This is a genomic window from Ignavibacteriales bacterium, assembly GCA_016709765.1.
Lineage (GTDB): Bacteria > Bacteroidota > Ignavibacteria > Ignavibacteriales > Ignavibacteriaceae > IGN3.
The window spans coordinates 642,939-661,642 of sequence record JADJMD010000013.1; the positions used below are offsets into that span (position 1 = coordinate 642,939).

Annotated in this window: 18 protein-coding genes and 1 tRNA gene; 2 read left to right on the plus strand and 17 right to left on the minus strand. The window is 34.3% G+C overall.

Features of this window, described 5'->3' with window-relative positions; genetic code table 11:
- Positions 1 to 3: 3 nt before the first annotated feature.
- The 17 genes from IPJ23_12465 to IPJ23_12545 form a co-directional block, all read right to left on the minus strand.
- Positions 4 to 1,188 (minus strand): MFS transporter, encoded by a 1,185-nt coding sequence (locus IPJ23_12465; protein ID MBK7631492.1) that lies wholly within the window; start codon positions 1,186 to 1,188, stop codon positions 4 to 6.
- A gap of 382 nt (positions 1,189 to 1,570) precedes the next feature.
- Positions 1,571 to 2,917: a hypothetical protein gene (locus IPJ23_12470; protein MBK7631493.1), complete on the minus strand. Its 1,347-nt coding sequence runs from the start codon at positions 2,915 to 2,917 to the stop codon at positions 1,571 to 1,573.
- Between the two features lie 371 nt (positions 2,918 to 3,288).
- A tRNA-Met gene (locus tag IPJ23_12475) sits at positions 3,289 to 3,361 on the minus strand.
- Between the two features lie 88 nt (positions 3,362 to 3,449).
- Positions 3,450 to 3,719, minus strand: coding sequence for a hypothetical protein (locus tag IPJ23_12480; protein ID MBK7631494.1), 270 nt, complete (start codon positions 3,717 to 3,719; stop codon positions 3,450 to 3,452).
- Positions 3,720 to 3,746: 27 nt separating this feature from the next.
- A complete protein-coding gene (locus tag IPJ23_12485; GenBank protein MBK7631495.1) occupies positions 3,747 to 4,310 on the minus strand; it encodes a 2-oxoacid:acceptor oxidoreductase family protein in 564 nt (187 codons plus the stop codon).
- Positions 4,311 to 4,336: 26 nt separating this feature from the next.
- Positions 4,337 to 5,137, minus strand: a complete 801-nt coding sequence (locus tag IPJ23_12490; protein ID MBK7631496.1) for a 2-oxoglutarate oxidoreductase — start codon at positions 5,135 to 5,137, stop codon at positions 4,337 to 4,339.
- An 11-nt stretch (positions 5,138 to 5,148) separates the two neighbouring features.
- Complete coding sequence (locus IPJ23_12495) at positions 5,149 to 6,252, minus strand: 3-methyl-2-oxobutanoate dehydrogenase subunit VorB (protein ID MBK7631497.1); 1,104 nt, start codon at positions 6,250 to 6,252, stop codon at positions 5,149 to 5,151.
- 26 nt (positions 6,253 to 6,278) lie between these two features.
- Positions 6,279 to 6,515, minus strand: coding sequence for a ferredoxin family protein (locus IPJ23_12500; protein MBK7631498.1), 237 nt, complete (start codon positions 6,513 to 6,515; stop codon positions 6,279 to 6,281).
- Between the two features lie 294 nt (positions 6,516 to 6,809).
- Positions 6,810 to 7,475 (minus strand): hypothetical protein, encoded by a 666-nt coding sequence (locus IPJ23_12505; GenBank protein ID MBK7631499.1) that lies wholly within the window; start codon positions 7,473 to 7,475, stop codon positions 6,810 to 6,812.
- A gap of 88 nt (positions 7,476 to 7,563) precedes the next feature.
- Positions 7,564 to 8,442 carry an aldo/keto reductase gene (locus IPJ23_12510; protein MBK7631500.1) on the minus strand — a complete coding sequence of 293 codons (879 nt, stop codon included), beginning with the start codon at positions 8,440 to 8,442 and terminating at the stop codon, positions 7,564 to 7,566.
- Positions 8,443 to 8,509: 67 nt separating this feature from the next.
- Positions 8,510 to 9,001, minus strand: coding sequence for a hypothetical protein (locus IPJ23_12515; GenBank protein MBK7631501.1), 492 nt, complete (start codon positions 8,999 to 9,001; stop codon positions 8,510 to 8,512).
- 16 nt (positions 9,002 to 9,017) lie between these two features.
- Entirely contained in the window at positions 9,018 to 9,983 is a 966-nt protein-coding gene (locus tag IPJ23_12520; GenBank protein ID MBK7631502.1) for a fatty acid desaturase, read from the minus strand.
- Positions 9,984 to 10,159: 176 nt separating this feature from the next.
- Positions 10,160 to 10,735, minus strand: coding sequence for a DUF2202 domain-containing protein (locus IPJ23_12525; GenBank protein ID MBK7631503.1), 576 nt, complete (start codon positions 10,733 to 10,735; stop codon positions 10,160 to 10,162).
- Between the two features lie 122 nt (positions 10,736 to 10,857).
- The gene (locus IPJ23_12530; GenBank protein MBK7631504.1) at positions 10,858 to 12,054 is read right to left on the minus strand and encodes a hypothetical protein; all 1,197 of its coding nucleotides are present in this window, start codon (positions 12,052 to 12,054) and stop codon (positions 10,858 to 10,860) included.
- A 99-nt stretch (positions 12,055 to 12,153) separates the two neighbouring features.
- Positions 12,154 to 13,518 (minus strand): NapC/NirT family cytochrome c, encoded by a 1,365-nt coding sequence (locus tag IPJ23_12535; protein ID MBK7631505.1) that lies wholly within the window; start codon positions 13,516 to 13,518, stop codon positions 12,154 to 12,156.
- Positions 13,519 to 13,804: 286 nt separating this feature from the next.
- Positions 13,805 to 14,419: a DUF2202 domain-containing protein gene (locus IPJ23_12540; protein MBK7631506.1), complete on the minus strand. Its 615-nt coding sequence runs from the start codon at positions 14,417 to 14,419 to the stop codon at positions 13,805 to 13,807.
- Between the two features lie 73 nt (positions 14,420 to 14,492).
- Entirely contained in the window at positions 14,493 to 15,077 is a 585-nt protein-coding gene (locus IPJ23_12545) for a hypothetical protein (GenBank protein MBK7631507.1), read from the minus strand.
- Positions 15,078 to 15,296: 219 nt separating this feature from the next.
- On the opposite strand from IPJ23_12545, the gene IPJ23_12550 reads away from it, so the two are divergent.
- Together IPJ23_12550 and IPJ23_12555 are read left to right on the plus strand one after the other, a co-directional pair.
- A complete protein-coding gene (locus IPJ23_12550) occupies positions 15,297 to 17,318 on the plus strand; it encodes a PAS domain S-box protein (GenBank protein ID MBK7631508.1) in 2,022 nt (673 codons plus the stop codon).
- Entirely contained in the window at positions 17,315 to 18,685 is a 1,371-nt protein-coding gene (locus IPJ23_12555) for a sigma-54-dependent Fis family transcriptional regulator (GenBank protein MBK7631509.1), read from the plus strand. Before IPJ23_12550 ends, IPJ23_12555 begins: the two co-directional genes overlap by 4 nt.
- Positions 18,686 to 18,704 lie beyond the last annotated feature (19 nt).

Consider the following 18,704-nt stretch of genomic DNA (forward strand, 5'->3'; position numbering starts at 1 on the left):
TTTTTAAACAACAATTTCCTCTGCAGGTCTCATTTTGTTTACTGAGACAAAAATTGTAATGAATAAGATCATACCGAAGAGTGCCATTATTGCTTCGGTAGAAAGCATACCAAATGCACCCCATTTCCCGTGTGACCATTCATCAAGGTAGATCATATAATAAATCGGCGCGTTTGATAAAGAAGCAAATACATTGTACTTAGTTGCTGCGGCACCCTTACCAATGGCTTCAAGAACAAAAGCACTAAATCCGGCATAAGTTAAACCAGTGCTCAACGCATAAAGAGATGTCCAAATAATAAACATTTGTTCTGTGGCGGGACTAAATGCCATTCCCACGGCACAAAGTGCCTGAATCATTCCAAATAATATATATGCTTTTTTACGATCCATAAGATCGCATATCCATCCACCTGCTAAACAACCAATTGCTGAAAGTATCCCGCCAACTACTCCAACTAGAAGTGCAACAGTATCAGCAGATGCACCCCAATCATTTGAAATTGATGACCACAAATTTGAAGCAGCACCAGATCCGATTGGAAGGAAACATAAAAACAATGCTAAAAATCCCATACGCGATTTTATAACTTTCCAAATATCTCTGTTTAAGTTTCCGATAGTTTTTAAATAATTTTTTTCTCTAATAAACGATGTAGGTTCAGATAGAAATAGTAAACCAAGACCGCAGAAAAGACAAGCGAATGCTATGACAGCACCAGCCATCCAGTGCTCCGGTAATCTTTCAGCTAACCACAATCCAGCACCTCCTCCTAATCCCAAACCACCAAGATTACCCGCTTGCAACCAACCACCTGCTCTACCTTTTAAATTATCAGGTGTATCATGAGCCAATAAGCTTTCAGTAGCCATAGCAACAAAAGTATTTACTAAGCTCGTAATGAAAACAACTATAGTCATCAATGTCAGATATTCAACTTTTAATGGTATAATTCCAGTGACCAGGATGCCAATTGCTGTTACTAAATTAGAAATCAGATACCATTTCTTAACAGTAAGAGTTGTATCGACTAAAGGCGCCCAAACGAACTTAAATATATTTGGTAATAATGAAATTGCTATAAGAGGCGCAACCTGCTCTAATGGTACTCCTGCTTTCGTCAACAGGAATCCAATTGTAACACTTACATAACCATACAATACACCAAATGGAAGAAATAAAAACATAAAGACGCTTGGGTGTGGATGCTTTTGCAAGGAGCTTGAGTCTAATATGTTATTAAAATTCATATACCAATTTTCCTTTGGCTAATTAAGGATTTTATATTTTAGGAAATGTTAAGTTATCGGATTAACTACGCAAACAAGATAAATAAAATAATTTGGATTGCAAGCGATTATTTTATCGAGCTGTTTTCCCTTACCCTGCCACTTTTGGGGCCGATTAAGTTAAAACAGTCTGGTTGGGGATTAAACTTATTTATAAGTAATTCTGGTGAGAGCCCAGACTAATCTAGTCTCGCCACAGCATTACTAAGGTTATTGCATCTACAAAATATTTAAATCGAATAGAACATAACTGCGATATTGAAATATTTAAATCCTAAAACTAAAAGTTGCTTGTTTTTAGCACTTCTATAGCTTTATCCAGTACTAGATCATTGTCTTGAATTATATCTTCTAATGTTCTTTGAATTAAAATATCGGGTTGAATACCATTGGTCATATATTCACTACCATCAGGATAAGTAGCTTTAAATGTACTCATATTAAATTCACCACCTCCAGGCAGTGGGAAAGAAAGTTTACCACCAGCACCGCCTGCTGTTGGCTCCCCTATTGTCAAACAATTTTTCCTTTGACTCAACTCTATTACCATATCTTCACCTGAACTATGAGTATAAGGGCCTATCATTAGAACGATGGGTCCATTATATCTCTTACCATTACGGGGTTGGATTTCCAATTCTCTTTTATCCCAGTCTATAGCTGGTTTATTTTGCCACGGTATATATGCAGCTGTATAATGAAAATAATGATTTGTTGGTGCCTTTACTGGCTCATCAATTAAACAGCTGACAATCGGTTGCATTATTGAGTGGGAACCACCCATGTTATATCGTAAGTCAATAACCATTCCTTTGATTGTTGCCATTTCCAATTCATAAATCATTTTTAGAAAATCTTCGCGAACATTTTTATTGTTACTCTCGAAATTTGGCAAGTTTATATATAGTATACTATCAGTTTGTATTCTACTTTCAAAAGTTTTAGCAAACAAATGTTTAATAAAAGTGTAAAAAAATGGTTCACCTTCTCCACCATTTGCATTTCTACTTAATTCAATATTTTTAATTTCACCATTCAGATCACGAACTTTAAGCTTTACCTTTGCTTCTTTTGGACCATATAACAAATAATAGAGTAAAGCTGTATAGTTTGCTTGTTTTGATCCTCTCGAGTGATATTTGAGAACATTATCCTCAAAGTATTTTATCACAGGTATTCCATCATTAACTTCTAAAATTTCAATACCAGGGTAAATTTTTTGTTTTTTAATTTCATCAGTGTTACCTGTTCTCAGTATATAAAACCTATCATTTATTACAACTATTTCAATCTGAGGAATATCATAATCAGGAATAAATCTACCCCAAGGAGGAATAACTTCAGTATGAGAATCACTTAAAAGTGCGGTAAGCTCCATCAGAATTTTATAATAACCTTCTATGTCATTAGCCTCAATTACTTTTGGAATAAAATTTTGAGCAGTACTGTCCCAGTTAATTTCATCAAGTTTAGTCCTGTGAGGGAAACCAAATTTTGTCTGGGCCCATATTGTGAATAATCCTCCTAATTTTTGATCTGGAGTACCCGTCCAATTATTGTTGTTTTGAGAAAATAAGTTTTGTGAGGTTATTAAAAATACAACCAGGTACAAAATTAAATTTTTCATAATTCCATTATCCTTTAACTTGTATTTGAAAAATAGAAAATGACTATTAAAATCTATCATTTGAATATTTTATAATTGAAGTTTATTTGACAAGCGGAGGGAAATAATGATTTGGAGAAGAATAAGAAGATGTTTTTAGCCAAACGATAATTTTTTTTACTACTAAAACATAATCAAAGCATTTGATATCAATTATTCTTTTATTCTCTTTAACGTCCTCCTAAAACAAAAAAAAAACTTTAAAACTATTAAGTTATAAAGCTTTATGTTTTTTCTTATTAGAGGGGACAGTCCGCCGTCGCGGATTAAACCTACAACCTTCTCAAGTCTTTAAAACAAAAAAATCCGGTAAAAACCGGATTCTTTTTTAGTAGCGGGGGCAGGACTTGAACCTACAACCTTCGGGTTATGAGCCCGACGAGCTACCAATTGCTCCACCCCGCGATGTAATTTCTATTTTTTAAGCGATAAACGCTGTTTTCTTTTCAAAATTTCGTGGGCAAATATAGTCAATCAGAAAAGTTTATCCAAATTAACCATCTGTATTGTTAAAACTGGATGCAATCCCATCTAATGCTTGTGAGCTAACGTGAATTTCATTCAATTTTTGTATAAGACTTAAAATTACTTTTCTTTTTTCTTCCACCAAATTTGTCATATACGAACTGACATCTGGCATATTACATTCATCTAAAACGCTTTCGTAAAACCTTACCATTGCTGTTTCTCTGCGCAAAGCTTCATTTAAAGTTGCACAAGTATTTTTACATGCGTGCTGACATTTTATATCTAACTCAGCCATGGCTTTTCCTCAAATAATAATGATTGATTATGCTGATACTTGTTCAGCTAGTTTTGCTAATTCTCTTCCGCGCAATAATGCTTGTTCGTTAAGAGGAATTAAATTATGTCTGCGCGGAGGCAATGCTTTTTTAAGCGCCTCAATAATTGTTTCATTTTTTAAAATTGGACGCTTTTCCAAAAACGCGCCAACCATAAACATATTTGCAACTTGCTTTGCATTTAGTTTATCCGCTTCTTCATTACCGGCAATACATACAATTTCAATATCAGTTCGTTTTGGCGGATGAACAGCGGTTGATTGTTCGTAAATTAAAAGTCCACCCGGTTTAATTGCTTTTTCAAATTTATCTATTGACGGCTGATTGAGAAGAATTGCCGTATCAAACTTCGAGATCATAGGGGAACTGATTCTAGAATCAGAAACTATAGTAATACAATTTGCAGTTCCGCCTCTCATTTCAGGTCCGTAAGATGGCATCCAGCTAACTTCTTTACCTTCTATCATTCCGGCGTAAGCTATTAATCTTCCCATAGAAAGTACGCCCTGCCCGCCAAATCCTGCAAAAATTATTTCGTGTTCTTTTGTCATTATAAAAATCCTTTACTAATTCAGATTTAATTTTTAGGAACTTTCAAATCGCCAAGTGGATACATTGGGAGCATTTGTTCTTCAATGTATTTTATTGTTTCAACTGGTGTCATCTTCCAGCCGGAAGGACAATTAGAAACAACCTCAACAAAACAAGTTCCTTTTTTCTGTTTCTGATATTCAAACGCTTTAATCAATGCTTTCTTAAGTTTTCTTACTCCGCCAGGATTATGCACGATTTGTCTTGTTACATAATATGCGCCCGGCAACAAACAAAGCATATCAGCAATCTTGATGGGGCTACCAACTTGAGCAGCATCTCTTCCGTATGGAGATGTTGAAGTTACCTGTCCAATTAAACTTGTTGGCGCCATTTGTCCGCCGGTCATTCCGTAGATTCCGTTATTAATAAAGAGCATTAAAATATTTTCACCACGATTTACAGTGTGAATTGTTTCTGCAGTACCAATCGCGGCTAAATCACCATCGCCTTGATACGAGAAAACATATTTATCTGGTAACACTCTTTTTACTCCGGTTGCAACTGCACTTGCTCTTCCGTGTGCAGCTTCCTGCATATCAATATTCATATAGTTGTATGCAAATACAGAACATCCAACCGGGGCAATACCGATTGTTTCCTCCTGGATTCCAAGTTCTGCAATAACTTCCATTAGAACTCTATGTACTACACTGTGTCCACAACCGGGACAGTAGTGAAATGGGATATCAGTTAATGTATCAGGTCTGCAATAAACTTGCTCATAATTTTCATCAACCTGAGTTCCTAAATTTTCTTCGTCTTCTAAATATAATTTTTCATTCATTTCAATTTCTCCTATACATTAACTGTGTTTTGTGATTCGTGGACTGATTCTAGCTTATGAAGAATATCTTCAGGAGATAAAATCATTCCGCCCATTCTACCGATAAAATGAACAGGAACTTTTCCTTCAACAGCAAGACGAACATCTTCAACCATTTGTCCTGCGTTCATTTCAACAGTTAACATAAACTCAACTTGATTGGATAATTCTTTTAATCGTGCATAAGGATATGGATAAACTGTTATTGGTCTAAACAATCCAACCTTAATTCCTTTTTCACGTGCAAGATCAACTGTTTTTTGACAAATTCGTGATGACAATCCAAAAGCAACTAGAAGTATTTCAGCATCTTCAGTTTGTATTTCTTCGTATCTCACTTCGCTTTGAATTGCTTCATACTTCTCTTGTAAGCGAAGATTTACTTGTTCCATTTCTTCCGGCTGGATAAACAAAGATGTTATTACATTATGTTCTCTATTTTTTGTTTTTCCTGTTGTAGCCCAAGGTGCTGAAGTTTTAGGAAGTGACCCTTCTTCGGGAAGAATAACTTTTTCCATCATCTGACCAAGCGCACCGTCAGAAAGAATCATAACCGGGTTGCGATATTTTTCAGCTAACTTAAATCCATCAAAAACAAAGTCAGCCATTTCCTGAACAGAAGCCGGAGCTAAAACAATAAGGTGATAATCGCCATGACCGCCTCCCTTTGTGGCCTGAAAATAATCACCTTGTGAAGGTTGGATGGTTCCTAGACCCGGACCACCACGAACAACGTTTGCAACTAAGCATGGTAGTTGTGCTGAAGCAATATATGATAAACCTTCTTGCATTAAACTTATTCCTGGTGATGATGATGAAGTCATCACTCTTGCACCTGCACCTGCAGCACCATAAACCATGTTGATTGAAGCAACTTCACTTTCTGCTTGAAGGACAACGGTTTTGATTTCTTTTCTGATAGGTACTTCACGTGTAAGATACTCAATCACTTCAGATTGAGGTGTTATTGGGTAACCAAAATAAGCATCAATGTCTGCACGAATTGCAGCTTCGGCTAGCGCTTCGTTACCTTTCATCAAGCGGGCTTCACCCGATTTTTTTTCTTTATTTTCCATAAAAACCTTTTTGTAATTAATTAAACTTAAGCCTGAACTTTTTTAGCAGGCTTTGGTTCCCGGTAAACTGTAATCGCAGCTTCCGGACATACAAGGGCGCAATTTACACAGCCTGTGCATTTATCATTAATTAGTTCAACAAAACGATATCCTTTATCGTTAAAATTTTCTGATAATGCTAAACCTTCCTGAGGACACGCAATAATGCAAAGCTCGCAGCCTTTACAAATTTTGCCGTCAATTACTACTGTTCCTTTTATCATTTCTGTCTCTTTCGGATATTGGAATGCTTTTAATTATAGCCAAAATCTCAATCTTAATGCCATATGATAAACGAGGTTATAGCACTTAAAAGCAATTAAATATAGGTTAATTATCAGATTTAGGAAGCAGTAAAGATTGGCGATTCCTATTTGTGAGAAGGATTGTTGATAGTAAGCAATTATTGAAGAATTTAGAATGATTCAGTTGTCAAGGACCATTCCGTGACAACAATTTCTTAACCCCAATTTAAGTCACGGTACGACCGTGATTCCCAAAGAAAGAAAAAATAGCTTTCATATTTTGTAGCCAACTGTTAATGTCAGTGTAGATAAAGTTGTATTCGTGTAAACCTGAACTAATCCTGTGGTATATCGAACGTTGAAAAGAATATCATCATAATAAATCCCTAATCCACCAACCAAACTGTAGTCTATAAATGAAGTTGGGATTTCTCCTAAGTTTGGTACAAAAAAGAAATTAGTTTCATTACGTGAGTAATTAGGATTTGAATGTTCCAAAGTTTTTGTACCATAAAGTACTAAAAGTGAAAAAGCACCGCCAACATCCATTTCAAGTTTAACTCTGTCTGTCAAAGCATAATGAAATTTTACCAGATGTGGCAATTCTATATAATAAAAAAATTTCTTAACATCACTCGTATCAGTTATTTCAGATGGTGTTACTTCAGAGTAAGTAATAAAGTCTTTAAGTAAGCTTCCTTTTGCAGAAATACATATTTCATATCCAAGAGAAAAATATGATTCTCCGTTTGATTTTCCGTTTAAATTCCAATCATTAAAATATCCTAAATACGGACCAAAAATTGATTCATGATTTGACCCATTAAAAGTGGTTTCATTTATTATATAATCTGAGATATTTAACCCGATTTTAAATCCATTCTGAGCCGATGTGTAATTAAAAGAAAAAAATAAAATTATGAGCCAATATATTTTCATACTATTCTTCAAGATAACTTAGAATCCCTATCCGACTGGATGAAGAAATCAAACAGATCACTTCGTTACGCTCGTGATGACATAACAACTAAACTTCGCCACGCCAGTGTTGATTATGTGTTTTAAAACTTTCTAAAATCACATCATTAAGTTCATTATTAAGCGGACCTTGTTCAATAATTTTAATATTTGATTTTAGGTGTTCAATATTTGTTGTCCCAACAATTGCAGTATCAACTCCGTTTACAAAAACACTAAATCGTAAAAAAGTATCCAGCCAGTTTTTCTGTGCTGGTAAGTTCATTGTTTTCCATCTATGCCAGTATTCTTCGCAGTAATGTCCAACTGGTCTTTCAGAAAATCTCCAAGGTGCATTTGCAATCGGGCGTTTTGCAATTACTCCTATTTCCTTTTCTTTCGCTTGTTTGATAGAATCATCAAGATCTATCTGATCACAAATGTTTACTGATGTTTGAATACTGCCGAATGAATTAGAATCAACGGCAAATTTTAATTCTTCGTTCTCGCCCGAGTAAGCTGCAAATCTAACTTTTCCCTGCTCGATAGTTTTATGCAGTGCTTCGATAACTTCTCCGCGCTGTAAAGTATTTAAATCGCAGGAATGCAGATGAACAACATCAATGTAATCAGTTTTCATTAATTGCAAAGCATTATCAACTCCGGCAAGAATTATATCATAACTCCAATCAGCATAGCCTTCAATACCGTATCCGACTTTTGTGGATAAGATAAATTCATTTCTTCTATGTGAAATATATTTACCGATTCTATCTTCACTTGCAAAATATCCGCGAGCAGTATCGATAAGATTAATTCCTAAATCCAAAACAGTGTTAAGAATTTTTTCTGAATCTTTTTCTGGAACCGCATAATCCCCTATTTCTCCAGCACCAAATCCAAGTGCGGAGACTTTTAAGTCTGTATTAGCAAAATTTCTGTATATCATATATTATTAATTATTGTATGAAACAGTTACTTAAGTTTTTTAAAAGTAATTAGCTAATTAGAAAAGGTTATTTAGTTGATTGTTCTAACTCATCAATAATTTTTTCTGCTTGTAAAACTTCTGAACACGGGACCATTAGTTTGATTTCATTGATTAAATGTCCTTTTGGATCGCCACTTGCTCGAAATAATGTATAATCGCCACCACCAAGAGAAATAGGGGAAGCCTTTCTTTCATATATAAATGGATGAAGTTCGTTTTCTTCTAAGGCTGATTTATAAAGGTTTATTTGTGGTTCATCTGATGAGCCAAACACGCGCGCCATTCCTTCATAAATTTCATAATTAGAATGTTCGTTACATAAAAAGATACCATTAACTCGAAGTCCGCATCTTTTACAATATGCTTGATGACAAATAGCGCAAACACCTTTTGCATCATCATCTGAATGATTAAAACAGTTTGCATTATCTATAAAAATTGTTCCGCATTTACCACAAAATTCTGCGTCATTAGATATTTCTGTTCCGCAAAAATCACATAAAAGTTTATCGGGCATTATTCCTCCAAATGATTTAGTCGATTGTAAGTCCGCCTCTATTATCTCTTGTCATTCTTGAATAGAGAGAAAGTTTCGGGTCAAATAAAAATTTCAGCCAAAGCATCGTCCAAGATTTATGATAAACAAGATTGTCGTAAAACTCCGGCGCTGCTGCTTTTACTTTAGGTAGGTTACTCCAGGGAATTGATGGAAAATCATGATGCTCATTATGATATCCAACATTTAGTGCAACTATGTTAAGTGGGCCATAATAGCTGTACGTTTCCTGCGGTGGTGCGATAAGAAAATGTTCCTGTATCCATCTTGCGCCAAGTGGATGAAATCCTATAGAAAAGAAAAAAGAAAAAACTAAATAAAAAAATGAAGTCCAGCCAAAGAATATTATTACAAGTGCATCAACTCCAAAGACAACAATCCAATTAACAATTGTCCAGGCGTTCATAAATTGTATCTCTTTTAAACGCGGAGTACGCACTGCCTGAAAAACAGGGAATAAAATTTCCCATAAGGCTTTTCCAAAAAATGAGTGTCCGATTATTTTAGCTTCCCATTTACTTGCAAGATCAGCATCAAGATAATAGTCTCCCTGAAACGAATGATGTTTTAAATGATAACTTCTGAATGAAACAGAACTTGGCAGCACATTTGGAATATCTGCAAGAATTCCTGAAATATAATTCATTGCTCTATTTTTAAAGATAAGATTGTGTGCTGCTTCATGTATTAATACATAGCAAGCATGATTTGCAAAAGCTCCAATAAAAAATGCGGCAAGCAATGCAAGCCACCATTGCTGGGAAGAAAGCAAGTATGCAATTGTAAGTTGCAACCCGATAGCAAAAAGTATTATTAAAAAACTATATGGATTTCTTCCAATGTGTTCTCGCACTTCAGGATGCGTTTTAAGAATTGCGCGTGTTCTTTCTTTGTGCGGCTCAGGTGCAGTCGAAAACTGAAAATCTATTTTTACAGAAGTCATTTTAAGTTGCCTTTATTTATTTGACACTTTGACTAATGAAAATTACAATAAAATTTATTAAGATGTTAAGTGAATACAGGGAAAGAGTACGTCATAACAAGCGAATCGATGTGATCTGACTAACTATTCGGATTGCTTATCTCGACTAAAGTCGGGATCGCAATGACATTCAATTTTTACAGGTGATTCGTAAAAGCTTTTAAATGATTTTCTGATCCTTGTTTCAGATTTTCATAAACTGATTTTATATCAGGGTTATCTGTTTGTTCAATTCTTTCAACAAGATCTTTTATATCCATTTCCTCAATTTCTTTTCCAACAAGCATTGCATCTTTAAATGATTGCTGCCCTTTAGTAACAAGATCATCATATAGCTTTTTAAAATCTGTACTAGTGAAAGAACCTATCTCATCATCAGTTACTGGATCAATAACTTCATATTTATCCAACAAAGCTTTTACAGCATCCATATGTCTCTGTTCACTTTCGGGAATGTTAACAAACATTTTTTGTTTGTATGTTTTACCGAGAGTTAAGTAAACATCACGTGCAAGTTTTTCTTCTAATCGCATATATATTAATCCATCTTTTTCACTAGATGAAAGATCGTATTTAATTGAGTCTATTGCCTGAATACAATTACCTTTTCCACCTTTACAATTTTCTTTAGATTTGTTTTTGTGACCACAATTTTGTGCGGACAATGAAAAATATGTGAGCAGGACTAAAACTAGAGTTGAGAATATTTTCATTTGTTATAATATCTCCATAAATATTTCAAACAAATTCTCATCTTATAGCAAGATGAGAAATTATGTATGTTGTTATTAAAGGTCATCCTTCAATTTAGCTAAGGATGACCCGTGAATTAAAACTAAAACGCTGTTATAAATCCAACACCAAACTTTGCATACTCGTGTGTAAAATCGTAATTAACTTCTGCAACCATTCTGATGTTTCTTCTGAAAACATATCCAAAATGTCCAGAAAGAGTTTTATAATTTAGCTCTGAAAAATCTGATTCAATCCAGTTAAATAAACCCACTGCATACCATTTACTATCATCTCCGTTTGGGCGATAAACCATTTCTGCGAATGCGCCACGGGTACCAATATTTGTAATATGCCCAACTTCTGCTGAACTATAGAATAAAGGATCATTGTCATTTCTTTCAACATATTGCAAATTTAATTCTAATGGGTCGAATGTAATTGTAGCATCACCACCTATCATCCATAATTTATTATCTAACCAAAAACTCTCTATCTCATTCGAATATTGTTGAACTTCTCTCCCCCAATAACCCATTGCACCAAGCCTCAAATGCTCACCAACATCCTGTGAAATCCTACCCATAAAATTTTTATATTTGTCGTTGTCAAAATTGCCGTCAAAAAACCCTTCACCTATACCGCTGCCGTTTACGATTTGCAATGCAAGATCGGTCCCGCTTTCAAATCCGTATGTTAACATTATTCCCCTATCATAAGTTAAGTCAACTTGTGATGCACCTGGTCTAACTTTATATATATAATAATCATCACGAGTTAAACGCAATTCTCTTTTAAATATAGGATCACAAACCTGAAACTGCCCGATTGTCAAATCAAGTTCACTTCCCAAAACATTATTAAACATTAACCAAGCATCTTCAATTTTTCCAGCTTCACCATTTTCCAAAATATAGTAAACGTAATAAGAAACATCTTTAGAAATTGCTCCACCTGTTAATAATTTAAATAAAAGCGGAGTTGTAAAATCCGATTTTTCTGTGTTGCTTTGGTTATATGTAACATAACCCTCCAACCTTAATGCAAGCGGAAGGTCACGTATAAGGGAAAGTTCAGGATCGCCGGTTTCAACAAAATATCTTGGCGCATCCTGATCTTTTAGTACAAATCCGTTTCCGGCAAATTCATCGCCGTATGCTTTTAGCTTGGGAAATGGTGAGTGACAGGTTTTACAAGTCATATTGTATTTTCTTGCAAAAGCTGGTATAGCAAAAACATCACTTGCAACTATAGCTGTTATGATAATTGCTAAAAACAATAGTAACATTATTTTTTTCATTTTATCCTCTATGTTTAGCGATGTCATTGCGAGGAGCTTACGATGAAGCAATCTAAATTGTGGTGGATTGCTTCGTTCCTCGCAATGACAGTTAGTTATTTATGGTAAAACTGTAACAAAAGTTGAGTGTTCATTTACTTTAATAATTTCAGATTCTTCTGCCGGGACATTTAAGAAATCTGCAACAGGCTTAACTAATTTTTGATAGTTAAGGACAGCAGTTACTTTTAATTCTCCGGGAGCAATATTATCAGGAAGGTTAAAAGTAAAATATTCTAACTTTGTTTCGCGTGGCCCTAATCTGTAATCCACTCCAAGAGATTTAGTATTCCATTGTTGTATCGTCATTCTGTTTTGCGGATCAAAATATGCCATTCTAAAAATTCTATCACCAATTGGAATTCCATCACGCTGTACACCCTTAAAATTTGGATCACCTTTAGCTATCCCCATATCCTGATAAGCTAAAACATCGGCACCTATTGTATATTCTTCGCCATCAAATCCTTTTTTGTTTACGGGTAAATGATATACATCTCCTTTAGAATCAACGGCTTCAACGTGCATCCAGACAATTCTATCTTCAACCGAGCCTGTTGGGAATTTGTGTCCTGTTTTTTGATTAAACAATGCAACAGTAAATTTAACTACTTCACCGGGTTCTGCTTCACGAATATCAGGATGAATTCTTAATTCAATTGTTCCTTTTACTTTTCCGGGGTCGTGAGCTCCATGAAATAAATGCTGCCAGGCATCCGGATATTTATTCCCCATAGCGGCAGTATAACCTTCTGCTTTTGTCATGTGGCAATCCTGGCATTGAACACCCTGTTTAAAGTAGGGTCCTTCTTTCCATTCAAGATGAGTAGATTTTACCCAAACACCGTAAGGTGACATTTCATTATGACAGGTTCCGCAAAAATCTCCGCTTTTTAAAAAATCGGATTGAATAATTTTATGTTCAGGCGAATTTCCAGTTCCACGTGGCCCATATTTTGTTTTGCCATCGGTTGGATTTGAAATAAAATTAAAATTATGCGGAGTATCTCCTTGAAATCCTGATACAGTATGGCATACATCGCAAGAAACTGATTCATTTGCTCTGGAATTCATTTCAGGTTTAGGCGGTGGAACATCTCCGACTAAAAAAGAAATTGGAGCGTGGCATCCGTTGCAGCCTGCTTTTACTTCAGCAACTTTTTCATCTTTCTCTGCATGTGGTACTGCAAGTTCAAAATATTCAATCTCATCCCAATGATGCGTATATGCCTGCGACATCATTGCCTGTTTCCATTGCTGATAAAAATCTACATGGCATGCTGAACCGCAGAATTGAGGTGTTTTATATTCATCATATTTTCTCGTGCCTAGTGCTTCAGCGCCGGCTTTTGTTTGAGAAAAAATATTAATTGATGTAAAACTGAATAGTATAGAAAGGAGTAAAAATAGTTTAAGAATTTTCATAAATAACCTCATAGTTAGATTTGAGAATAGGTTTGGTTTTTCTAGAAAGTGATTTGGGTATAGCGGTATAGTGTCTGTGAATTATTAATAAACACAAATTCTTGTGTGAAATATTTTTTAACAAAATTGAAACAGTAAACATTTTTTAGCTCCCCTATGAACAATATAAAATTAAGAAAAAAATTAACTAAAATCAGAATTAATTATTAAATGGAAGACAACTATTGTTAATTGTCTTCCACTGCAAATAATAATACACTCAGAATTCAGTCGTAACTAAGCAAAATCATTCGGTAGCTAAGGTTCTAATACATCCAATCAAATTTCTGTTAAAGGCATCAAGATGATTAACCGAACCAGATTTAAGGTTCGTGTATATTCTAATGATCCCCGGATTTGTAACTACATTTGTTAACTGATCATCAAGATCAGCAATATCAAGTTCTTCAATTGCAACACCAACTAATACTGCTTCATTTAATGAAAGATTTCCTTGTAAAATCAATTGATCATAAAGCGTTTGAAATGTTGGGTCGGGAAATACACCAACTTCATGGGTAACTAATGGATCAGGAATGCTGTATTTGTCTAACATCCTTTTAACGGCATTCATGTGTGCTTGTTCACTTTCTTTAATATTTAAAAACACTTGAGAATTATACGCTGCACCTAATACTGTGTAAACGTCACGTGCAAGTTTTTCTTCTATTCTCATATGAATTAAACCATCTATTTCATCCTGTGTTACAGAATAATTTCCGCCATCGAGTATAACATTATTAATTGAGTTTGATTTTGATAAATTATTTTCCGGAGAAACAACTTCTGTATTTGTGTTACAACCAGCTACTAAAAAAACAAAAAGAAGTAAACCTAAAATTCTTGCAAATAACGTTTTCATTTTTTTCTCTGTATAGTTTGTTCCAATAAACAAGCAGTGCTCTTTTTGAGCACCGCCAGTAATAATTATCTTGTTACTTTCTTCCGCCTCTACCTTTTGAACCAGTTCCATCACAAGTTCCAGTTCCACTACCGGAGCCGTTACCGGTACCGTCTTTTGGTCCAACACCGTTATTTCCAGTTCCATTTCCTGGGCCATATTTGTTGCCGCCAAACTTAGTCTGGGTGTTTTTTCCATGTCTGTTTTGCTGACCAGAGCCGTCTTGTGGTTTTACAAAATCAGGATCCTGACCGTTTGGAATGCCATCACCGTCAGCATCAAAAGCATTATCGTTTAGTCCGTCGCCGTTCAAATCAACAAAGCCTTTACCATTTTTTCTATTCTTTGAACCAGTATAGTCTTCGTCGCGACCGTTTGGAATGCCATCACCATCGATATCCGGTGCGTTATCATTGTAGCCATCGTTGTTTGCATCAACAAAACGATTGCTGTGTTCTTTGTTTTGAGTTTGAGTTTTCACTTTTAACTCACTCTTCACCTGGTTTTTAATTTGATTTTTTTCTTGCTTTGGTTCATCTTGTGCAAGAACAGTTGAAGAGAACAATACTGCCATAAGCACAACAGTTGAGAATATGCTTATAAGATTTTTCTTTTTCATTTTATCACTCCTTGTTTTAATGTGAATTATTTTGTTTGGTAGTGGTTCTCCAAAGTGCGTGCCGCAAAATTTGTTTAATTTTTATTGGCTATGCGATGTTTTTTTTGATATTCGACTAACACGGCGAATTGCGGCGACTGATTGGACGAAGAACGATTTTATAAAAACTTTTTATTCATTAATTCTTTTCATCTAAAAAATTAAAAAGTAATTTGCAGTATGAGATTACGATTTAAACTTTCACCAAAAGCAATCATATCAATTACGTTGCTGATAGCAGCTGTAATGATAATCTCATCTTATATCGAACTTAATCAAAGCAAAAAAGAAATATTTCAACTACTTAACGATCATTCCTCTTCACTTCTGGAATCAATAATACAAAGCAGCAAGAATACATTAAACTCAAGTTTTGAAATTGAAGATTTGATAACCCAAAGACTTTTAGATAACGCACGATTGATTAAAAAGTTAGATTCGTATAAATCATTAAATAAAGATGAGCTTATTAAGATTGGAACTGACAATAATCTTTACCGAATAAATATTTTTGATAAATATGGTAATCGAGTTTTATCAAACAGAATTCCCGAACCCGGGCATACTCACAGTGAAGAAAATGTAAATCGTTCTAAAGAATTAGCGCCAATCTTAAACAATGAAGTAGTTGAATTGATAATTGGACTGAAAACTGCCGAGTTTGTTGATGAAGAAAGATTTGCTGTCGCTGTTGCAAGGGCTAACAATAAAGGGGCAATTGTTGTTAATCTGAATGCGGAAGATTTTTTAGAGTTTAGAAAAAAAATTGGAATAGGAATTATACTTCAACAAATGTCTGAGCAACACGGAATTGAATATGTTATTTTGCAGGATTCAATTGGTGTGCTTGCAGCAAGTGAAAAAATTGATACTGTGGAATCAATTTCAGGCTCAGTTTTTTTGCAAGAAGCATTAAATAGTGATTCTTTTTTTTCAAGAACTACATTGCACGCTGGACATGATGTCTATGAAGTTGTGCAAAGATTTCTGCTTGACGATGAAGTGATTGGGCTTTACAGATTAGGTGTTTCACTTGAAGATATTAAAAATGTTGAAGACAGAATGCTGCGAAGATTAATTATTATCTCGCTGATTCTTGCGGCAATTTCAATTATTGTTCTGAGTATAATTTTTACAACACAAAATTTAAAGTCCATCTCAACCGAATATGAAAAGTTTAAAACCTTAACTTCTTCTGTTTTGGAAAATATGAGTGAAGCTGTGATTGTCCTTGATAAGAAAAACAATATTACATTGTTTAATAAATCTGCGGAAAAGCTTTTTAATATTGATTCAAATCAAGTTCTAGGTAATCACATCCATTCTATACAAAACGCTAGTTTACATTTTCTTGAGAAAAATGAAGGATCAAAAATAGATTCATATTTTGAAAAACAGATTCAATTAAATGGTGAAGATAAATTTCTAACATTTAGTATTTCATCACTTAAGGAACCAGATACAGACCAACAAGTCTTTACAATTGTTATTAAAGATATAACTGAAACAAAACGACTTGAAGATGATGCAAAGAGAAATGAAAAGCTTACTGCAATGGGTGAACTTGCATCTGGTGTAGCACATGAAATACGAAATCCAATTAACGCAATTGGTATGATTGCCCAAAGACTGAACAAAGAATTCTTACCAATATCAAATCAAAACGAGTATTCTGATATAACCAGTTTATTAAAAACTGAAGTCAATAGAATAAACAAAATTATAACTCAATTTTTAAGCTATGCAAAACCCATTGAATTGAATCGAAATCAAGTAGATTTGAGATCTTTCTTTGATGATATCTTTCTTTTATTTTCAGAACAGGCGAAACAAAAAGAGATAAAGTTCATCTTACAAAAAGACGAATTACAAAATTGTAAATTTGATGCAGATTTAATTAAACAAGCATTAATGAATATCTTACAAAATGCGTTTGATGCTGTAAATAAAGGAGGGGAAGTTACATTACAATATTACCAAGCTAAAAACGATTTTGTTATTCTGATTACGGACAATGGAATTGGGATTACAACAGAGCAACAGAAGAAAATTTTCGATTTATATTATACATCAAAAAAAGATGGGAATGGTTTGGGATTAAGTATTTCACAAAAAATAATTTCACAGCATAACGGGTTAATTTCTGTATCAAGCGAAGTAAATAAAGGAACAACTTTTAAAATTAATATAACCATACAATGAAAGATTACACGATATTAATAGTAGATGATGAAGATGCCCAGCGAAGTATTTTAAAAGGCTATCTTGAAAAAAAAGGTTACAAAATATTTTCGGCATCATCAGGCACAGAAGGAATTAAAGCGGTACAAAGCAATTTAATTGATATTATTTTATCTGATTTTAAGATGCCGGATAAAACAGGGCTTGAAGTTCTTGAAGAAGTAAGAAAAATAAATCCTGAAATAAGCTTTGTAATCCTAACCGCTTATGGCACAATTGAAAACGCAGTTAGGGCTATGCGCCTCGGTGCATTTGATTACATTTCGAAACCGGTTGACCTGGATGAGCTTGATTTAATGATTGAAAGAATTATTGAACACAAAAATCTAAAATCAGAAATCCAATTATTAAAAAACCAGTTAAAAGAAAAATTTAAAATTGATTCTTTCGTTTCCCACTCTCCAAAAATGGAAGAAGTATTAAGCCTAGCTTCTCGCGCTGCTGATAGCAAAGCAACAATACTTATCAATGGGGAAAGCGGAACGGGAAAAGAAGTTCTTGCGAAATCAATTCATTATGTAAGCCCCAGAAAAGAAAATCCGTTTATTGCTGTTAACATTCCAGCTTTGCCGGAAACACTTCTTGAAAGTGAATTGTTTGGACACGAGAAAGGTGCATTTACTGGAGCTGAAAAAGCTAAGAAAGGTAGATTTGAACTTGCCAACTCGGGTACAATATTTTTAGATGAAATTGGTGACATTCCAATTAATCTTCAAGTAAAATTATTGCGTGTTTTGCAGGAACATCAAATCGAAAGATTAGGCTCTACAGAAAGTGTTGATATCGATGTAAGAATCATTGCAGCTACTCATCAAAACTTGGAAGACAAAATTAAAGATGGAAGTTTTAGAGAAGATTTATTTTACAGATTGAATATTGTTTCGCTTAACATTCCTCCTTTACGTGAGCGCAGAGAAGATATACTTCCGCTTATAGAATATTTTATTAATAAGTATACAAAAGAAAATGGCAGGCAGAAATTAAGCATATCCAAAGAAGCCGTTGATTTACTAATTAAATTTAATTTTCCCGGCAATGTACGGGAATTAGAAAATATTATTGAGCGTGCTGTTGTACTTTGCAGAACTGAAATAATTACAGTTAGTGATTTACCAAATGTAGTGAGTGGTTTTAAAGCTGAAAAAGAAATCTTAACTAAAGCAGATGCAACGCTAACAGAACAAGTGGAAGAACTTGAAAGGAAATTGATTTTTGATGCACTTAGCAAGGCTAACGGTAATCAATCACAAGCTGGCAGAATGCTTGGATTAACAGAACGAAACTTGCGTTATAAAATGCAGAAATATGAGATTAAAAAGTTTGATTGATTTGAAAAAACATCAGCAT